The sequence below is a fragment of the Limosilactobacillus reuteri genome (assembly GCF_020785355.1).
GTDB classification, from domain to species: Bacteria; Bacillota; Bacilli; order Lactobacillales; family Lactobacillaceae; genus Limosilactobacillus; species Limosilactobacillus reuteri_I.
This window is the reverse complement of record NZ_JAJGVH010000069.1, coordinates 32,933-52,275: the sequence shown is the minus strand read 5'-3', so window position 1 is coordinate 52,275 and position 19,343 is coordinate 32,933. Positions and strand designations below refer to the sequence as shown.

The 19,343-nt window shown below is 37.5% G+C and carries 15 protein-coding genes; 11 read left to right on the top strand and 4 right to left on the bottom strand.

What is annotated here, in order from left to right:
• Position 1 precedes the first annotated feature (1 nt).
• From LMB56_RS04270 to LMB56_RS04240, 7 genes are all read left to right on the top strand, one after another.
• On the top strand, positions 2 to 700 hold the full coding sequence (locus tag LMB56_RS04270; RefSeq protein WP_016496363.1) for an ABC transporter ATP-binding protein: 699 nt from the start codon (positions 2 to 4) through the stop codon (positions 698 to 700).
• Positions 687 to 1,922 (top strand): ABC transporter permease, encoded by a 1,236-nt coding sequence (locus tag LMB56_RS04265; protein ID WP_229283501.1) that lies wholly within the window; start codon positions 687 to 689, stop codon positions 1,920 to 1,922. Before LMB56_RS04270 ends, LMB56_RS04265 begins: the two co-directional genes overlap by 14 nt.
• Before the next feature lie 139 nt (positions 1,923 to 2,061).
• A complete protein-coding gene (locus LMB56_RS04260) occupies positions 2,062 to 2,724 on the top strand; it encodes a hypothetical protein (RefSeq protein ID WP_229283502.1) in 663 nt (220 codons plus the stop codon).
• A 188-nt stretch (positions 2,725 to 2,912) separates the two neighbouring features.
• The gene (locus tag LMB56_RS04255) at positions 2,913 to 4,307 is read left to right on the top strand and encodes a L,D-transpeptidase family protein (protein WP_229283503.1); all 1,395 of its coding nucleotides are present in this window, start codon (positions 2,913 to 2,915) and stop codon (positions 4,305 to 4,307) included.
• A 413-nt stretch (positions 4,308 to 4,720) separates the two neighbouring features.
• Positions 4,721 to 6,013 (top strand): GHKL domain-containing protein, encoded by a 1,293-nt coding sequence (locus tag LMB56_RS04250; protein ID WP_229283504.1) that lies wholly within the window; start codon positions 4,721 to 4,723, stop codon positions 6,011 to 6,013.
• Between the two features lie 7 nt (positions 6,014 to 6,020).
• Positions 6,021 to 6,779 carry a LytR/AlgR family response regulator transcription factor gene (locus LMB56_RS04245; RefSeq protein ID WP_229283505.1) on the top strand — a complete coding sequence of 253 codons (759 nt, stop codon included), beginning with the start codon at positions 6,021 to 6,023 and terminating at the stop codon, positions 6,777 to 6,779.
• A 404-nt stretch (positions 6,780 to 7,183) separates the two neighbouring features.
• Positions 7,184 to 7,363: a hypothetical protein gene (locus LMB56_RS04240; protein WP_229289116.1), complete on the top strand. Its 180-nt coding sequence runs from the start codon at positions 7,184 to 7,186 to the stop codon at positions 7,361 to 7,363.
• A 40-nt stretch (positions 7,364 to 7,403) separates the two neighbouring features.
• Here the strand turns inward: LMB56_RS04240 and LMB56_RS04235 are convergent, their stop codons facing one another.
• The 3 genes from LMB56_RS04235 to LMB56_RS04225 form a co-directional block, all read right to left on the bottom strand.
• Entirely contained in the window at positions 7,404 to 7,832 is a 429-nt protein-coding gene (locus LMB56_RS04235) for an OsmC family protein (RefSeq protein ID WP_229283506.1), read from the bottom strand.
• 68 nt (positions 7,833 to 7,900) lie between these two features.
• Entirely contained in the window at positions 7,901 to 8,896 is a 996-nt protein-coding gene (locus tag LMB56_RS04230; RefSeq protein ID WP_229283507.1) for a D-2-hydroxyacid dehydrogenase, read from the bottom strand.
• A 1-nt stretch (position 8,897) separates the two neighbouring features.
• Positions 8,898 to 10,085, bottom strand: a complete 1,188-nt coding sequence (locus LMB56_RS04225; protein WP_229283508.1) for an aminotransferase class I/II-fold pyridoxal phosphate-dependent enzyme — start codon at positions 10,083 to 10,085, stop codon at positions 8,898 to 8,900.
• A 505-nt stretch (positions 10,086 to 10,590) separates the two neighbouring features.
• On the opposite strand from LMB56_RS04225, the gene LMB56_RS04220 reads away from it, so the two are divergent.
• The 3 genes from LMB56_RS04220 to LMB56_RS04210 all read left to right on the top strand — a co-directional run bounded on the left by LMB56_RS04220 (position 10,591) and on the right by LMB56_RS04210 (position 16,987).
• Positions 10,591 to 10,812: a hypothetical protein gene (locus tag LMB56_RS04220; RefSeq protein ID WP_003669553.1), complete on the top strand. Its 222-nt coding sequence runs from the start codon at positions 10,591 to 10,593 to the stop codon at positions 10,810 to 10,812.
• Between the two features lie 117 nt (positions 10,813 to 10,929).
• Positions 10,930 to 13,167, top strand: a complete 2,238-nt coding sequence (locus LMB56_RS04215; RefSeq protein ID WP_219285675.1) for an ATP-dependent Clp protease ATP-binding subunit — start codon at positions 10,930 to 10,932, stop codon at positions 13,165 to 13,167.
• Positions 13,168 to 14,068: 901 nt separating this feature from the next.
• A complete protein-coding gene (locus tag LMB56_RS04210) occupies positions 14,069 to 16,987 on the top strand; it encodes a hypothetical protein (protein WP_229283509.1) in 2,919 nt (972 codons plus the stop codon).
• Positions 16,988 to 17,067: 80 nt separating this feature from the next.
• Here the strand turns inward: LMB56_RS04210 and LMB56_RS04205 are convergent, their stop codons facing one another.
• Positions 17,068 to 17,652 (bottom strand): GNAT family N-acetyltransferase, encoded by a 585-nt coding sequence (locus tag LMB56_RS04205; protein ID WP_229283510.1) that lies wholly within the window; start codon positions 17,650 to 17,652, stop codon positions 17,068 to 17,070.
• A 139-nt stretch (positions 17,653 to 17,791) separates the two neighbouring features.
• On the opposite strand from LMB56_RS04205, the gene cls reads away from it, so the two are divergent.
• On the top strand, positions 17,792 to 19,255 hold the full coding sequence (gene cls / locus LMB56_RS04200; RefSeq protein WP_229283511.1) for a cardiolipin synthase: 1,464 nt from the start codon (positions 17,792 to 17,794) through the stop codon (positions 19,253 to 19,255).
• Positions 19,256 to 19,343: the final 88 nt, after the last annotated feature.

Sequence of the window (19,343 nt, the reverse complement as noted above, 5' to 3'; positions counted from 1 at the left end):
TATGATCAAGCTAAAGAACATTAATAAATATTACCGTCAAGGTAGCCAACGTTTTCATGTTCTCCATGATATTAATGTTGACATTGAGCAAGGAGAATTAGTAGCAATTATCGGTGAATCTGGGTCAGGAAAATCAACCTTGATTAATATTGTTGGCTTTCTTGATGATGATTTTGAGGGAACATACTTCTACCAAAATCACCCAATCCATGATTATTCGCGAAAGCAATTTTCAAATTTACGAAATCAAAATGTCGGTTTTGTTTTTCAAAATTTCAAACTGCTACGTGGATCAACCGTTGCAGATAATGTTGGATTACCCTTGCTATATGCAGGAAAACGACGCCGTGAAATTGGCGAACGTGTTTCTGAAGTTTTAGAGCAAGTTGGTTTAGCTGGATATGAAGATCAATTCCCTAAAAACATGTCTGGTGGTCAACAACAAAGAGTATCTATTGCCCGGGCAATATCAACGAACCCGAAATTTTTGATTGCTGACGAACCAACGGGAGCGCTCGATACGGAAACAAGCCAAGAAATTATGAATCTTTTTAAGCGATTGAATCATGAAGAAGGAACAACGATTATTATGGTTACCCATGATCCTCATGTCGCTGAACAATGTGACCGAATAATTAAAATTATTGATGGTCGAATTGTGAGTGACAGTAAAGGCGGTGAATATCATGCAGACAATTGAGTTGATCAAATCAGCTATCCAGTCATTAAAAGCGAATAAAAAGCGGAGTTTCCTAACGATTATTGGAATTATGATTGGTATTGCTGCAGTTATTGCTATCCTTGGAATTGGAGACGGGATTACGAAAACGATGTATGATAAGTTCGGTAATAATGCTAAGCAAGGCCAGCAAACGACCGAAATCGTCTACAATCCCGATAATGTTAATTCGACCGTCAATGGATTCACTCAGGAACAAGTTGCTGATATTAATACTCAATTTGGTGGTGAAATTAAAAAGGCTGAGATTGAGCAGGAATCAGATAATCTGTCAACACATGCAGATATTGGTGATGCGACGAAATCAGTGACACTAAGCTTATTAAAGAAACCAACCCATACGGTAAAGCTTATTACGGGTCACAACTTTAGTAAACGAACTTTTGAACTAGGAGAAGCTAATGTCCTAATGAGTGAAAAAGTAGCTAAACGGCAATATGGTTCAGCACAAAATGCGCTTGGCACAACTGTAACAATTAATAATGCCACCTATAAAGTTACGGGAGTATATAAGACACAGGCACAATTTACTGATGATGGGAACCAAAACTCATATGGGGTTGATTTATTATTACCGAAAAAAGTTTACTATCAAGGAGATAGTGCTAAAGAAGGAAATACGCTTAAATTAACCTTTAGCCAGGGTGTAAATGCCAGTGCTATTTCCCGCAGAGTCGCAAAGTACTTAAAAAATAATAGTTCGGCAGCGACTCAAGGAACCTATGGATATTTAGACATGGAAAAAGTCCTTAAGCAATTCTCTTCTCAAATGAGTATTATTACTACTTTTATTAGTTTTATTGCGGCGATTTCTCTTTTCATTGCTGGAATTGGGGTAATGAACATGATGTATATTTCAGTTTCTGAGCGGACGCAAGAAATCGGAATTCGCTTAGCTGTGGGGGCCACACCATTTAACATTATGATGCAATTTTTAGTGGAAGCAGTAATTCTTACCATGACAGGTGGATTATTAGGCTTTTTAGGTGGCGCAGGATTAGCGCACTTACTAGCACCGCTTTTATCAAGTGCGATTGGTGGTGGTGGCATTCATATTCACGCTCATATTTCGCTTAATGCTTTCTTGTTGGCATTTGGAACATCGGCAGCTGTTGGTTTGATTTTTGGGATCTTGCCGGCTCGCCAAGCAGCCAATAAGAATTTGATTGATATCTTAAGATAAAAAAATCCTCAGTTTTTTGCTGAGGATTTTTTACGAATTCTGCAGAAAACGCTACGAATTCTGCAAAATGTAAAAAATATCAAATTATCGAGTATAATAAAAAGATAAATTAGAATGAAATATTAGGAGATAGGAAAAGATGAGTAAAAATAGGGGTAAATTAACGGTTATTTCATTGCTAGTTGTAATTATTGTGGTATGTGGCGGATACATGTTACTACACCCATCTTCATCAAAGAAAGTTGCTAGTGAAAAAGCTACTAAGACTGAAACAATTACAAGCAGCAGTTCATCTAAAAAACATAAAGCAGCCAAGGAAGATAGTTCAGATAAAGTTAAGGATGGTGATTCTGATGATACGTCTTCAGTAGCTGATACTAATGATAGCGAGGCAACTTCTGCATCGGCCGCAGTAAGCAGTGGTAATCAAACAGCCCAACCTGCACAAAATCAAAATACAACTCAAGCAACGGCGGTAAGTAATTCTAATCAAACTGCTAGTCCTAAAGCTGCCACGAATAACTATAAGGGAAACCGCAGTGTCGCCAACACAAATAACCGGCGGACAGTAAGCCGAAAGACAACCCAAGCTGCATCAACTCAACAACCTGTAACAGTGGAAGATGGGATGAACTTTAGCTACCGGGCTGCGCAAAAAGCTGGCGTGATTGATAACAATACATCTGTTGAAGAGTTTTACAAAAATGCCAAGGAAGGTAATGGTTCTGTAACCTACAACGGTCAAACTATTTACTACAAAGCTAAGGGTAATAATCAATATCAAGTTACAACCGCTAAATAGTTTGGTTACTAAAAAGTGTCTGGTATTTTTGCCAGACGCTTTTTTAGTAAAAATACTATGAAAAATGTAAAATATACTAATTGTTTACGCTTTAGTATATAATGAATGAGCGTAATGAATATGTTTACTAAGTGATCATTCAGTATAGAAATTATACTTAAAGATTTGGATGTTATTGGAGTACTTTTATGCAAAAACTATCTATTAAACAACTAATAATAATTACATTGTACTTATTAGTGCTGGTGGTTGGCTGCATGACTATTCACCAGCGTCGTCATTTTAATAAGAACGTTAAGATTGATAATGTGGCAGTTGGTGGATTGACTGCTAAGCAAGCATTAAAGAAGTTACAAGATAATCCACAATCGCCAAAAATTTATGTTAACAATGAGTTAGTATTTACGGATAAGCAATCAGTAGCAAAGTTTAGTAGTGCTGACGAACAAAAAATTAAAAATGCATTACATAGTCAGTATACTTTCTTCCCATCATCTAAGGCAAAGAACATTGCGATTAAGCCTCAAAATGTTAATCAAGGTGAAGTATCAAAGATTGATCAAGCAGTCAGTCAAAAGGTAACAGAATTAAATAATGGTCGAAAAGCTCCTGTTGATGCTTACGCTGTATACGGAAATGGCCGAGTACAAGTAAAACCAGCAGTTGGTGGTACTCAATACAGTTTAGATGGTTTGCATAATAAAGTTGAGAATGAGATTGCTGGCGGAACTATTTACTTGAGGCCAGTATACAAAGCTCCGCTTTCTGCAAATAGTAAAACTGTTCAGAATGAAAAAGCAAAGCTCGAAGAATTATCAAAACGAACTGTAACATACCAAGTACAAAATAAAAAGTATCAATTAAATTGTGGTGAGATTATTACCAGAGCAACATATCAAAATGGAAAATATCACTTTGACACTGGAGCAGCTAATTCAAAGATTGATGAAATTAATAATACCCAAGCAACCCTTGGCAAATCATTTGAACTCAAAACACATGATGGATCAGTGATCAAAACAACAGATGCTGGCTCGTATGGTTGGAAGATCAGTAAAAAACAAGCTGGAAAGACTCTTACGAATGCATTGGTTGCAAATAAGCAAACAGTAAACGCCAAAAATGATATCTATGGTAAAGGTTATAATCAACAAGGAACTGGGTATAATACTACAAGCAACAATGGTATAGGGGACACTTACGCCGAAGTTTCACTAGCCGACCAACATGCCTGGTTTTATAAAGATGGTAAGTGTGTTCTTAGTACTGACATTGTTAGTGGGACCAATAACAAAGATAATGAAACTCCTAAGGGTGTCTGGTATATCATGTACCAGCAAACACCGTCTGTTCTTCGAGGACTTAATGATGATGGTTCGAAATATGCAAGTAAAGTCCAGTATTGGTCTCCTTTCACTGATAGTGGATGTGGATTTCATGATGCAAGCTGGCGTCATGACTGGTCGAAACAAGCCTATCTCGCTAAAGGTGGTGGATCGCATGGATGTATCAACATGCATCCAGATGTTGCCGGTCAAGCCTTTCACGACTTACAGAAAAATGAGCCTGTAATTATCTACTAAAGGAGAATTTATTATGCGCCCAAGTGCTGAACGCTCAATAATGATTGCGGTTGTTTGTTTCATATTAACAATTATTATTTCATTCGCCTTGTCTGAGGGATGGATAAAGTAGGGATTTAACGATGGACTTAGAAAAGAAGAAAAATTTGGTAATTATTAATCTATTTTATGTTGGATTAATTTTGATTTACTGTATTTTACATGCAGGGCCACTGAATTTAATGGTGTTTTTAGTAATGTTAATTATTGCGAATATTACTGGAACATTCTTTAATTAAAAGGTTAAAGGAGAGAATTAATATGATAAAGAAATATAAAAAACTATCAACGAAAACGCTATCAAAAATTTGGGGTGAAAATTGTCAAATGTGGTATAGAGGAAGTTGGACTTTTTATAAACATCATAATAAAAAATGATTGAATTAACAGTTATGCAAGCATTTCTTGCAGACTTTTTTAATCTTGTTGAAATAGCAGTTATTTATCGTATTCTTATTAGGCGATTATCATTAAAATTATTTATAGCAGACTTAATTGCAAGTTTTATTATAGTTAGTATTCCAACTCCTATTGGTTCGATATATCCCCTATTATTAGTATTTTATTTTTGGATAGGAGATCGCATCGAACTTTTTCCTTATAGAATCATTAACAGCATTATTGCAATGATGGTAGCAATGATAATGAGCATGTTTTTCGATCTTACTGATTATTATACTTATATAAGTTTTTTGAGTAGTAATAAGGCTTCGAGTTGGATAGTTTTAATGAATGATTTTGTTATTACGATAATAGGTATTGTTATAAGCGTATCTTTTAGTAGTAAAATCCAATGGTTTAAAATTAATTATCAAAGACCAATAAATTTGTGGAAACAAGTTGTTATATTTTTTTTAATGTATATTTCTTTGTCGGTAATTACTGAGAAAATGCATTTGGCAGATAGAGCTATATCTTTATTTTTATTATTATATTTAACTGTTCTAGTCATTGGAATTAGTGGTTTTCTCCGTTATATTAAAGTTTCATTTAATACTCAGCATCAACAACGACTTATTGATAACTATAAGGCACAAATTGCTAGTGCCCACAAAATAAATAAACAATACAATGAAATTCGGCGTGAACGTCACGATACACGTAATATGCTTCTCAGTATTCAAGGATATATTCGTGATCACAAAGATAAGGAAGCAGAGAAATTATTAGCGACGTTTCTTCAAAATGATACAGTTGAAAAGCATTATGATGAAATTGATAATGCATTAGATAAGATTAAAATCTCCGGCTTGCATAATCTTATTAAGGAAAAGGCTTATAAAATAGTAGAAAAAGGTATTCCATTTTCATTTGAAGTTAATGCTGAGATCGACGAGTTGCCGGGTTCAGAAATAAAAACTGCTAGAATTATCGGGATTTTAATGGATAATGCAATTGAAGCAACTTTTAAGCAAACTAAACCTTATATCCAGTTTGCGTTGCTTAAGCACAGCCCAGAAGTTTATGAATTAGTAATTGCTAATTCGATTGAGCAAAAACTTAATATTAATACTGCACTAAAATTTGAACATTCGACTAAAGAAGGACATCAAGGGATTGGTCTTTCAAATGTGACACAGTTGGTAGAAAATGATGACCATTATTCTTTTTCAGCGGAAGTTAAAGATAAGGTAATTATTATGACTTGTTTTATTCAGGGAAAGTGAGAATAAAATGTTAAAAGTAATTATTTTAGAAAATGATGATTATCAAGCTGATTATATAGAGCGCCTAGTTTCTCAGCGAAAATTGATTAATCCAACTCCACGTAGTTATGATATGAAAATCTACTTACGAACGAGTGATCCTCAGGATGTAATTGACAAGATTACAGATGAGGAATATTTAGCGGTCTTAGATATTGAATTAGATAGTCAACTTAGTGGAATAGATGTTGCTGAGCAGATTCGAAAAAAGGCCGAATTTGCCGAAATTATCTTTGTAACTGCTTATCAAGAATATTTACCTTATACTGTTTCACGACGAATAGAGCCATTTGACTATATATCAAAAAATAATCAAATTGAATCTGTTAAGGATCGACTTCGAACAGATATCGATGAAGCATATATTCGCTATCAAAATTATGTAAATGCTAATTCAAAACACCAAGAAAAATTTGCTTATGAACCAATCCATGGTGTAAAACGTCAAGTTAATTTTGATGATCTTTATTATATCGAATCAGTTAAAAATGCTAATCGACGGCTACGAATTGTTGGAAAGAATATGCGGATTGAATATCATGGTGAACTAGGAAAAATAGTAGATGATCGGTTATTGCGAGTAAATCAAAGCACGTTGATTAATCCTTTATCCATACAAAGATTTGATAAAAAAGAAAGAATAATATATTTTGATAGTAATGAAGTGAAAGTTACAGTAAGTTATCGGAAATTAAAGTTACTGACTAACTTTCTGGAAAATAAATAGGAGTGTCTTAGGCTGTGATGCTTAGGATACTCCTATTTTAATTTTATTTTTTAATGGTTAAGCTACTAAATAATGCATAGACTGAATAGATTAGAAAGGCACCGCTAACCCAAAAATCAATAGATGAGATAGGAAAAAGGAAAGAGATAAACCACAGAATAATGGTGAAAACTCCAAAATAAAAATCTAGGCTTCGATAGTATTTCCTGTTGAATTTATAAGACATTAATATCACTCCTTTTACTCTTTCATCTCTTTATTCCGATTTAATTATAATCCTAATGTTATCATTTTTGATATTTTGCAAAGTTCGTTTAATTTTTTGCAGAATGAACCAAATAAGATTTTATCTTTTATACTAACAATATAAAGAACATTAACTTAATAGAAAGATGGTGTCGGCAATGAAAGTAAAGTTTAACCGTAATTTTTATACTGATCCTAGTTTTTATATCTATTTTATTGTTACATTCTTTTGGATTTTAGGTATTCCGGATGCAAGCGATGTTTATGAAAAAAGTATCTGTATTGTTTTTACAGTTATTGGGATTTTTGCTACTATCAAGATTTTATTTAAAAAGTAAATGGCTGGGAAGAATTTTTTCTCCTCAGCCATTTTTTCAACTAATCAACTTTTACAAATCCATCTTGAACAAATTTCGTTCCGTAGGTCAGAGTGTTTTCCACGGGACACTTTGCGGCAACGTCAGCGAGGAACTTCTTGATGTCTTCATCAGCCTCGCTGCTGCGAAGGTGTGGTTGGTAACGGATCTCAGTAAACTTACGAACATTCTTACCATCAGCAACATCTTCACGACCAAGATCACCCTCGATTGTTACCCAAAAAGCTCGTAAATCAAAGTTACGCTTTTTAGCTAATGCTTGGGCAGTGATTGCCTGACAGGCACCAAATGATGCAAGGAGAATTTCTACTGGATTCATCCCCGTATTTGTACTTTCTGGTTCATCAAACGTAATTTCAAAGCCACGCGTGCCGGCGGAAACTTGCATCCCCGTTGTTGTCTTAGTTGCTGTTACTTTATATTTACTCATAGCCGTTCCCTCCTTTTAATACCCATAGTGTAATCGAGACAATACTTTTGGTCAATGAGGGTGCTCAATTATAAGGTAATTTCATGTGGTGATTTTTCGCCATTAAGGATTGTCATCACATCATCAAGTGAAATATCCACCATATTTTTGACCGCTAAATTAGTAAAGAAGGCAATATGAGGAGTAAGAATGACATTATCCATTTCGTGTAATTCTTTAACAAGCGGCTGATCGTCAAGTCCTTTTTCTCGGCGATTTGTGGCCGCCACCGTTTCTTCACCTTCAAAAGTGTCAAGAGCTGCTGCTGCAATTGTTCCTTTTTTAAGGGCTGTAACTAAATCAGCTGTATTAACGACTGGACCACGGCTAGCATTGACCAAACCAGCAGTTGGTTTCATCATTGCAAAGTCTTTAGCAGTCAACAATCCTTTGGAAGTTGAGTTTAAATCGACGTGGAGACTAACAACATTGGCTTGCTTTAGTAATTCTTCTTTAGAAACGAACTGAACAATTCCATCGAGGTCAGTGCGTGGATTCGTGTCATATCCTAGAACGGTAGCACCCAATACATGAAGAAGTTTTGCCAGGGTTCCGCCAATGCGTCCAACACCAATAATCCCAATCGTGGCAGTATGAATTTCAGTCGATTGTTCATCGCTAAACCAGCGGAAGTCATTTTCGGCGACTTGGTGGTCAAAGCGGTAAGTTTTCCGAAGTAACCGGAAAATCTGCATTAATGCAAACTCGGCGACACTCCGCGGTGAATATGCTGGTACATTGGTCACGACTAAGCCATTTTCGTTGGCCTTTTTGATGTCGACCATGTCAAAACCAGCTGTCCGCGTTGCAATCTGTTTGAGCCCATTGGTATGTAGCTTTTCATAAATATCAGCCGGAACTTTACTACGTTGCTGAATCACGAGTCCATCAACATCGGCCGTTAATTCAACAGCATCATCAATCAATTTCGGCGTTGTGATGATTTCGATATTGTGTTCTTTTGCGTATTCGTTAATGGCGGTTTGTTCATCGTCCCGCACACTAGTCATCAAGATTTTTGTCATGTTAATTCTCCTTATTAATGAAGGATGCAATGTTATCAAGAGCTCCGGTTAGATTTTCCATACTGGTGGCGTAACTAATTCGAACATATCCTTGGCCGCCAGCTCCAAAGAAGGAACCAGGAATCACAGCAACTTTTCCTTCATTGGCAAGATCTGTCGCAAATTTAAGGTCATCATTACCATATTGTTCAGGAATCTTGGCAAATACGTAGAAGGCTCCTTGAGGATTAATCAGTTCGAACCTTAATTTTTGGAGGTTATTAACAACAAAATCTCGTCGTTGCTCATAGGCATCTTTCATTTCTTGAGTAGCTGTTTTTCCTTCGTCAGTACCAAATGCGGCTACTGCAGCGGCCATTGCTGGATTAGAAGCAGCGGTTACTAACATCGCGTGAATGGCACTGACTGATTTCATCAATTCTTGTGGCCCAGCGATAAAACCAATTCGGTAACCAGTCATTGCATGTGACTTTGAGGCACCATTTAAAATTAGCGTTTGTTCGGGGATGTAATTAGCGATTGAAGTATGAGTAGCTCCGTAAACAAGTTCCGAGTAAATTTCATCTGCAATTACAATCAGGTTAGTTGATTTAACCGTATTGGCTAGTGCTTTAATTTGATCTTGGGTGTAAGTAACACCAGTTGGGTTGGAGGGGTAGTTAAGAACTAGTCCCTTTGCGTTAGGATGTTCTTCTAGTACGCTCTGGAGTCTTGCGGGTGTGAGAACAAAATCATCGCTGCTTGTATCAACTTCAATCGGAATCCCACCAAGAATCTTTGTGACAGCCATGTAGAAGGGGAAAGTTGGGGTTGGAATGATAATTTCGTCGCCAGGATTAATAATAGTAGAAAGAGAAGCGAAAATTCCTTCTGTTGCGCCAACTGTAACAGCAATTTCGCTTTCCGGATCGTATTCCAGCTCGTAACGATCTTGCATGAAGTGAGCGATTGCTTGGCGTAGTGCTAAGGTCCCATTTCCCGGAGCATAGTGTGAATCATTGGCATTGATGCTATCGATTGCGGCCTGCTTCATTGCGACTGGCACATTAAAGTCTGGTTCACCTAATGTTAGTTTAATGATGCCAGGAATTGCGCTGACTTGATAGTCAAATTCGCGGATCCCGCCAGGAGTGAGTTTAGCGAAATTATTGTTAAGACGATTGAGAATTTCTTTTTTAGTAGTTGGCATGATAAATTCCTCCTATATAATATGTAGATTTAGAAAAAAAGAAGCCCTGAATGCTATAGGAAAAACATCCAGGGCTTCTTGATCAGATTGGAATGAGTATAAAAGAGGCTCTCGGATGTTTGGGGGTCATCCGGGAACATCACAATGATAAAATCACTGCTGGTTAGCGGACGGTAATCGCGCTAAACCAGAAGACATACGCTTGATTCAAGTGAATTGTCGCAGTGCTCATCATTGTGTCCTCCTTTTGATTAACTGATTATTAATTATTCTAATTGTTTTTTAATTTTTGTCAAGAGTTGATTGAGAAAAATTATTAATTACAAAATTATTTATTGATGACAAATGTAAATATAATAAAGCGCGAAAATGTTTGTGATTATTAGTCCGCCTTTAATTTAATATTAAATTTATATTCTACAATTTTTTTTATTTTTTCGTGTCTTTTTTGTTGTTTTACTCCACAAATGTGATATAATATTAATCGTAAAGGAAGTGGGTAGCAATGCGGATCGACATCAAACATTATTTGGAAGTTAACCACTTGACCATTTATCAAGTTTCCAAGCGTTCCGGTTACGGCTACACGACTTTACACAAATCGTTTAACAAACCACAGTCTAGTTCGACCTCGCTTAACCTGCGTGATCTTGATGCCTTGGCTCGTGCTCAGGACAAGAGCATGTGGGAGGTCCTTAAAGAACTAGAAGAGCATTACCTCGAATGAGATTGTGGCTTTGCTGTAGCCACAGGAAGTTAAATGCGTTAACTTTTAACTTCTAGAATACTTAGACTACGAAACTTAGAAAACAAAATATTATATTTAATTGAGGAGGGATTGCATATGGCTCAAAACCCAATGAATCCATTTGACAACGACATGAATGACATCTTTAATCAATTAATGGGTGGCATGAATGGTTTCAATTCTGATAATCGGCGTTACCTAATCAATGGTCGTGAAGTAACACCAGAAGAATTTGCTGAATATCGTAGAACTGGTCAATTGCCAGGCGGTGCAAATCCTCAACAAGGTGGGCAACCTGGCCCTCAACCTAACGCAGGTAAGGACAGTATCTTACACAAGTTAGGTCGAAACTTAACTCAAGAAGCTCGTGAACATGAACTTGACCCTGTTATTGGTCGGAACAAGGAAATCCAAGAAACAGCTGAAATTTTAAGCCGGCGGACAAAGAACAACCCTGTATTAGTTGGGGACGCTGGTGTTGGTAAGACTGCTGTTGTTGAAGGATTAGCACAAGCAATTGTTTCTGGCGATGTACCAGCTGCTATCAAGGACAAGGAAATTATCAGTATCGATATTTCTGGCCTTGAAGCAGGTACTCAATACCGTGGTAGCTTTGAAGAAAACATGCAAAAGTTGGTTGATGAAGTCAAGAAGGCTGGAAATATCATCCTCTTCTTCGATGAAATTCACCAAATTATCGGTGCCGGTTCAACTGGTGATTCTAGTGGTTCCAAGGGTATGTCTGACATTATTAAGCCAGCATTATCCCGTGGTGAACTAACGGTTATCGGTGCAACTACTCAAGATGAATACCGGAACACTATTATGAAGGATGCTGCATTAGCACGGCGGTTCAATGCTGTTACTGTTAATGCTCCAAGTAAGGCTGATACTGTAGCTATTCTTAAAGGTATCCGTGACTTGTACGAACGTCACCACAATGTAAAGTTACCAGATGACGTTCTCCAAGCTGCTGTTGATTACTCTGTTCAATACATGCCACAACGCGCATTACCTGACAAGGCTATCGACTTAATCGATATGACTGCTGCTCACTTAGCAGCAAAGCACCCAGCACGTGATGCTAAGGCAATTGAAAAAGATATCGAAGCAGAAGAAAAGAAGCAAAAAGCGGCTGCTAAGAAAGAAGATTACAAGGCTGCCCAAGATGCCAAGGAAAAGATTGCTGACTTGAAGAAGCAATTGAGTGAAAACTCTGAATCTGAAAAGGTTACTGCTACTCCAGAAGACGTTGCTAAGGCTGTAGAACAAATGACTGGTATTCCAGTTTCCAAGATTGGTGCTAGTGACGTTGAACGTTTAAAGGACATGGACAAGCGGCTTGAAGGCAAGGTTATTGGCCAAGATAAAGCTGTTGAAGCAGTTGCTCGTGCTATTCGTCGTAACCGTGCTGGATTTGACGAAGGCGATTCACCAATTGGTAGTTTCCTCTTCGTTGGACCTACTGGTGTTGGTAAGACTGAACTTGCTAAGCAACTAGCCCTTGATATGTTTGGTAGCAAGGATGACATTATTCGGTTAGATATGTCTGAATACTCTGACCGGACAGCCGTATCTAAGATGATCGGTGCTACTGCTGGTTATGTTGGTTACGAAGACAACGGTAATACCTTGACTGAAAAGGTTCGTCGTCACCCTTATTCAATTATTCTTCTTGATGAAATTGAAAAGGCTAATCCACAAGTTATCACCCTCTTGCTTCAAGTACTTGATGATGGTCGGCTAACTGATGGACAAGGTAACACTATTGACTTTAAGAATACTGTTATCATTGCTACATCAAATGCCGGCTACTCCAACGATGCTCCAGTTAAGATGGGCCGGAACGAAGATGAAGAAGACTTAATTAAGAAGTTGACTACTTACTTCCGTCCTGAATTCTTGAACCGGTTCAACGCTATTGTTGAATTCCACAGCTTGACTAAGGAAGACTTGAAGCAAATCGTTGACTTAATGCTTGCTGAAGTTAACCGGACGTTGGCTAAGAAGGGCATGGATGTTAAGGTTACTGATACTGCAAAGCAATACCTTATTGATGAAGGTTACGATGAAGCCATGGGTGCTCGTCCTCTTCGTCGAGTTATCGAACGTGAAATCCGTGATAAGGTAACTGATTACTACCTTGACCACCTCGACGCAAAGAACCTTGTTGCTGAAATGAAGGATGGTCAACTCGTAATCGTTGATGCTAAGGACGCCGCAAAAGACGATAGTAAAGAATATACTTCACCATCTGAAAAGAAGGATGAAGAAAAAGACGATAAGAAGGAAGAAGACAAGAAGTCTAACGAAGATAAGAAAGACGAAAAGTAATTTTCCTTTAATGTAGAAAAAGACATAGGATGACTCTGAAATGAGTTAACCTATGTCTTTTTTGATTTAAATAATAGACATTATTAATGATCTAGGCAATCACTATGGAGGTTAAAAACTAATTAGGATAGTTGAAAATTGATGGTAAGATCTGATTTTATGCATAAAATTATTGGGATTAAGGAGGCTCTCTTTTAAAGCGAATTGCCTAAAAATATCGAAAAAATAGACAAAAATAAGTAAAAAAATAGTCTGTTTTGGTAATTGGCTTATCAATCCATTTATTCAGATGACAAATATATTAGCAAATTATGATTAGTTAAATAATCAATAGACCGCAAGTGCTATTATATCAACGTTTGTTCGGATTACCAGCTGTTAAATAAGGGCTGAATAGTGATTGTTTATTACCCCACTTTATCTGTATCATTCTTTCATAGTTGTCTCTAAATAAGACATTTGAACAAAAATGAAACGGTAATAATTTGTGGATTTTAGTGTAAAGATAAATTCGTTTAGTAACTTATAATTATCGTGGGAACAGGTTTGAAAAAATTTAAATTTTTTGAGGGCTTTTTAAAATAGTTTTAAACAATAAAAATGAAATATTGATACATACTATTTGCTAATTGCTTGATTAGTAATTAAACATTGATATAAAGGCATTTTAACCATAGTTATAAAAATATTCGTCTGATTAATGAATGGCTATTTCGCTAATAAGGGAAGCAACTTAACAGGTGAATAGTTAAAATGCAAAAAGGATCTTTTTGAGAATTGTCTCTCTTGTAATCCCTAAAAACCTTGATATAGTAGGAACTGTTAAGTCATTAAGCAATAAACCTTGCATGAATAATTTATTTTCTTTTGAATATTTTTTCATAAACGGGGGTTTATTAAAATGAGAAATTCGAATACAAATAATTGGCGTTCAACTGCTTTGATTGCGGGGGCAATCTTGACAGCAGGTGTCGTTACCACCACTTCAACGACAGATGTACACGCTGATAATAGTCAAAACAATGCACAAGTAAGTAATGACCAAGTTACTTACGACCAAGTTCGAGCAACTGCTGATCAGCAACTTGCACAATTGCAATCAGCTAATGATAGTAAAGAAGCTCAACAAGCTACGGCCAACGAGCAATCAAATGCTGCGGATCTTGCACAAACCAACGCACAAATTGACCAATTAAAAGCTAGTCATGCTGCTCTAGAACAAGAACAAGCCGGTGCTATTGCACAAGCACAAGCTTCTACTGCTGCTTCTATTGAAGCACAAACTTCAGCTGCTAATGCTGAATACCAACAACAAATTAACGCACAACAACAAAACGAAGCCACTCAACGTGCAGCAAATGATCAACAGTACGCACAAGCTGTTAGTCAAGCTGCTGAAAATCAACAAGCTGTTGCTGATATCAATGCACAATATCAACAAGCTTTAAGTGATGCAGCTAATACGCAGACAAGCCAAGCACAGGCTGCTGCCAATAATTACAACTCAGCTGTTGCTAAGGAAAATGATGCTTACCAAGGTAAGTTATCTGCTCAACAAGCAACTAATGCAGAAAATGTTAAAAATGCTGAAGCATCTCTTGCAACCGCAACTGCTAATGCTAACAAGCCTTATGAAGTCGCAACTACTAATGAGGTTGCTGTTACTGGCCGAGTTGCTAAACCACAAACAGATGTTAAGGTTCCTGACTATGTAGCAAAATACGGAATTCATCTAGAAGTTCGTGGCTATAATGGTGCTATTCCTGTATCTGATTATACTTATCCTGAATTTGCTAATACTTACTATGGTGAATATCCTGATAGTGCAGTAATTACAAACAAGGCTGCTGAATCAACTCCACATGATATTTCAGAGATGCCATTAGATTTCCAACCAGGTCTATTAAGTTACGATGCTAAAAATGATCATTCAGAAAAAGTTTCTGCTGATGGATTAACAGCTGCCCAAGTTCAGGTATTACGGGCATTAGCTCTTTCATGGGAAAATGGATTCCGTAACAATGTTTTCCAAAACTACCGTGAATTTTACAATGCGGTTAATAAGAATGATGGCTTTGTGAACGTTGCTCCAGTTGATTTAGTAAGCACTGACTTTGCTGATAACATTGCTAACCAAGTTGTTGCTAACCGGACAAAGTACAATGTTGATAATAATAGCCATACTGTTAAAGACAGTGGAATGCCTACCGAAGCAACTTATAGTAGCATTATTAATAATGCCACCCAAAACTTGCAAAAGAGTTTAACAAGCGAATTTAATGGTAAGACAGTTTACACTGACGTTAATGAAAACTTAACTACTATGCAAGCTGGAACGCCAACTCTTCTAAATTACGCTATTAATCTCTACAACTCAATGCAGGGTATGTACTATGGTGAATTGGTAAACCCAACACACATCGGTGGACATGCAGTTAATCTTCTTCGTGCTGGTGTTCGCACTGTGGGAATTGGCTTCCAAAAGCTAACTGATGAAATGACTGCTAAGAATGGTTCAGGTGTTTCTGATCGCAAGAACCCATCATACGCTGTAACATTTGATCACATTGGATTTAACATTAACCATGATGCTAACTTAACTAAAGAAGTTCAAAATCGTAATGTATGGGGAACTTCAACTGTTGATGCACAATTAAATACTATTAAGACTGCTCAATATCATGTTAATAAAGTACCAGGGACAAAGACGGTTACGCCAACTGCTACTGATGTGCAAAAAGCTACTGCTAGTGAACAACAAAAATTAGCTGATGTTAAGGCACAAGCACAACAATCTCTTGATGCATTAACTAGTGCCCACAAAGCTAACTTAAATAAGCTTGAACAACAATATAATGATGCAAAGGCTCAAGTAAAAGCTAACTATGATGCTGCAGTTACTAAGGCAGCTAGTGTTCGTGATGCTGCTCTTAAGGCTACTGGAGCTGTTGATCTTCAAGCTTACAAGGCTCAATTAGACAGTGCCTACCAAAACTTAGTAAAGGCTGATCAAGTAGCCGCACAAAAGCTTGCTGCTGATCGTGACGCTAAGATCGCTAATATCAAGAAAACTGAAAATGCAAAGCTTGATGCTAAGATTAATGAACTTGTTCCAAGCATTGATCCACAAATCAAGCAATTGCAAGATCAACACCAAGCAGTTATTGCCCATGGTGATGCTGTTCTTGCTGAACTAAAGGCTGAAAACAAGGCTGCTTATAACAAACTTGCTGAACAATTCAACGTTCAATTAGCAGCTATTCAACAACGTGAAGATGCTAAGAGAGCTAATGAAGTTCGGTTAGCAAATAATACTGTTGTTCTTCCTTCAGCAGTGGAAGCAGCTAATGACGGCAATGTTGATACTGTTGCTTTCCCAACGGCTACAAACCGTCTACAAGCTGAAACTACTGGACGCATTCAACCAGTTTCAGCACCATCGATTGTAAAGACAGCTACGCAAACGCCAATTGCAGTTGCACCAGTTGTTACTACAGGAAATCATGCTGCTGAAAACACTGTTAAGAGTAATGAAAGTTCAGCTCCAGTTGTAACACAAACAGCTGCAGTTGCTGCTACTACAAATAATGGTACACAAACACCGGTTGCTTCTACTGCTGATAATAAAGCCACTAAAGCAGACAACAATGAGAAGTCAGTTGTAAAAGCTGACACTGTTGCTAAGAAGCAAACTCCTGCTAAGAAGAGTGAATCATCACAAAAGGTAGATCAATCTTCTATGTCAATTGTTGCTTTAGCTGCCACTGCATTACTTGGTACACTTGGTATCACTTACAGCTCAAAGAAGCGCCACAACTAATCCAAAACGGTTAATAAATACAAAGAGGCTGGGAACTCCCCAACCTCTTTATTGTTTTAAACTGTCATTTTTTGTGCATCCTATAGCTTATCAATCAATGGTTGCATAAAATTATTATTGATTCGAGTAAGCTTATGATGGCTTCCTAAGTTTAGTTCATAGGCTAATCGCTCGGGATCATTTTGGTCATTAACTTTAATGATTCCTCGTCTTTTAAAGTTGAAATTTTCGACAATGTGTTGCATCGCTTTATTGTTGCGGTGAGTGTCGATCCGGAAATTCTTAATCCCTTGCATTTGGCCAACAGTTAGCAAGTTAGAAAAGAGCAATTTACTAAGTCCTTGTCCGCGATAATTACTGCTGATGGCGACCCGGTGAATGGTAGCGTAAGGTTCATCTAGTTGTTGCCACTGTCCCTGTGTAATGTTACGGTAGGTCGGTTCTGGGGTGAGCTGAAGAGTCGCAGTTGCCGCTACTTTATTACCATTAATTAATACCCAGTTTGTTTGCGTTGCAATATCTTGAGCAAAAGTTTCTCGATTTGGATAACCGTTTTGCCATTGCGGACTGCCATTTTTCTTTAGAAGGCCCTTTGCATCATCAATTATCTTCATGATCGTCGCTAAGTCTTGGGTCTGGGCGCGGCGCAAATATATTTCTGCCATTAGTATCCTCCCTTGATTAATAATATTTCTATTGTACGACATTTAGCCTTATTCAGCGGAGAAAATAGGCGAGATTATATTTCAGAAAGAAGTAGTTTGCGTTAGAATGAAAAGCAATGAGATGAATGGAGGATAAGCGATGGCATTAACATGGACAATTATTTGGTGGTGTTTGCTACTAGTTATTCTCGTCAATGAAATTGCAGCCATTTATACTGTTTTCCGTGAAAAACGAGATATTGCCGCAACTTGGGCATGGCTGTTGGTGTTAATGCTGATTCCTGGGTTTGGTTTTATTCTATATGCTTTCTTTGGGCGAAAATTACCGCATAAACAATTAGCCCGAATAAAATCACAAACGCAGCTAAAATTAAAACAAGCACTAGAAAAGCAAAAGCAGCAATTCATCAATATGCCGAAGCCCAAAGATCAAACCGTCCAGATTTATCGACGAACCATCATGCTTTTTCAAAGTATTGATGACTCGTTTTTGACGCGGCACAATACCGTTAATATTTTTACAAATGGTAATGTGCTTTTTAAGCAAATGTTTGATGATATTGCAGCAGCGAAAAAGAGTATCCATATTGAGTTTTATACAATTTATAATGATCAAATTGGTAATGAATTACGGACTCTGCTTGAACAAAAGGCTGCTGAGGGAGTAGAAGTGCGAGTTCTTTACGATTCATGGGGATCAATGGGAGTCTGGCCAAGCTTCTATGATCATTTACGGGAAGTCGGTGGTTATGCAGCCCCGTTCCTGATGTCCCGAAGTAATTTCTTTGATTTTCGGATAAACTACCGGGACCACCGGAAAATTGTTGTTATTGATGGTGAGATTGGGTATGTTGGTGGTTTTAATGTTGGGGACCAATACCTAGGACGCGTTTCTAAATTTGGTCCATGGCGTGATACCCACCTCCGAATTGTCGGCGGTGGCGTTTATGGCCTTCAGCGACGGTTTATCGGCGACTGGAATGCATCAATGAAAAAGGATAAAGATAAGATTGTGCATTACCATCCTTACTTCCAACCAATTAGAGTTCATGGGGATGTTGCATTGCAGACTGTCTCTAGCGGTCCTGAAGCGCCATTGGAAAAAATTAAAATGGGGTATTTACGTCTAATTAATGCAGCGCAAGATCATATTTGGATTCAAACTCCCTACCTAATCCCCGACGATAGTATTTTGGATGCGTTAAAAGTAGCGGCTCATTCAGGAATCGATGTACGGATAATGATTCCTTCAATGCCTGACCATGCCTTTGTATATCGGGCAACACAATATTATGCTCGTGAGCTTGCTAATCATGGTGTAACAATTTATTACTATCAAAAGGGTTTCCTTCACGCTAAGACGATGATGATTGACGGTCGAATGGCTTCAGTCGGCTCTGCTAACCTTGACTTTCGGAGTTTTAAATTAAACTTCGAAATTAATGCCTTTATTTATAATCAAAATACAGTAGACGATCTTGAGCGGATTTTTGTTAATGATATTCGTGAATGCCGGGTAATTACACCTGTAATGTTTGCTGAGCAACCGCGCTGGTTAAGAGTTAAGCAAACGGTGTCACGTCTGCTGTCTCCAATTTTATAATGATAGAGGGATCGAGACAGAAGTCACGAGTAACTTCTGTCTCGATCCCTTTTTTTTAGCTAAAGAATATATGTTCGTTTTATGATAA

What these genes read in the sequence shown, in the direction of transcription:
- LMB56_RS04270 (WP_016496363.1), top strand. Translation starts at nt 2, where the DNA reads ATGATCAAGCTAAAGAACATTAATAAATATTACCGTCAAGGTAGCCAA.
- LMB56_RS04265 (WP_229283501.1), top strand. Translation starts at nt 687, where the DNA reads ATGCAGACAATTGAGTTGATCAAATCAGCTATCCAGTCATTAAAAGCG.
- LMB56_RS04260 (WP_229283502.1), top strand. Translation starts at nt 2,062, where the DNA reads ATGAGTAAAAATAGGGGTAAATTAACGGTTATTTCATTGCTAGTTGTA.
- LMB56_RS04255 (WP_229283503.1), top strand. Translation starts at nt 2,913, where the DNA reads ATGCAAAAACTATCTATTAAACAACTAATAATAATTACATTGTACTTA.
- LMB56_RS04250 (WP_229283504.1), top strand. Translation starts at nt 4,721, where the DNA reads ATGATTGAATTAACAGTTATGCAAGCATTTCTTGCAGACTTTTTTAAT.
- LMB56_RS04245 (WP_229283505.1), top strand. Translation starts at nt 6,021, where the DNA reads ATGTTAAAAGTAATTATTTTAGAAAATGATGATTATCAAGCTGATTAT.
- LMB56_RS04240 (WP_229289116.1), top strand. Translation starts at nt 7,184, where the DNA reads ATGAAAGTAAAGTTTAACCGTAATTTTTATACTGATCCTAGTTTTTAT.
- LMB56_RS04235 (WP_229283506.1), bottom strand. Translation starts at nt 7,832, where the DNA reads ATGAGTAAATATAAAGTAACAGCAACTAAGACAACAACGGGGATGCAA.
- LMB56_RS04230 (WP_229283507.1), bottom strand. Translation starts at nt 8,896, where the DNA reads ATGACAAAAATCTTGATGACTAGTGTGCGGGACGATGAACAAACCGCC.
- LMB56_RS04225 (WP_229283508.1), bottom strand. Translation starts at nt 10,085, where the DNA reads ATGCCAACTACTAAAAAAGAAATTCTCAATCGTCTTAACAATAATTTC.
- LMB56_RS04220 (WP_003669553.1), top strand. Translation starts at nt 10,591, where the DNA reads ATGCGGATCGACATCAAACATTATTTGGAAGTTAACCACTTGACCATT.
- LMB56_RS04215 (WP_219285675.1), top strand. Translation starts at nt 10,930, where the DNA reads ATGGCTCAAAACCCAATGAATCCATTTGACAACGACATGAATGACATC.
- LMB56_RS04210 (WP_229283509.1), top strand. Translation starts at nt 14,069, where the DNA reads ATGAGAAATTCGAATACAAATAATTGGCGTTCAACTGCTTTGATTGCG.
- LMB56_RS04205 (WP_229283510.1), bottom strand. Translation starts at nt 17,652, where the DNA reads ATGGCAGAAATATATTTGCGCCGCGCCCAGACCCAAGACTTAGCGACG.
- cls (WP_229283511.1), top strand. Translation starts at nt 17,792, where the DNA reads ATGGCATTAACATGGACAATTATTTGGTGGTGTTTGCTACTAGTTATT.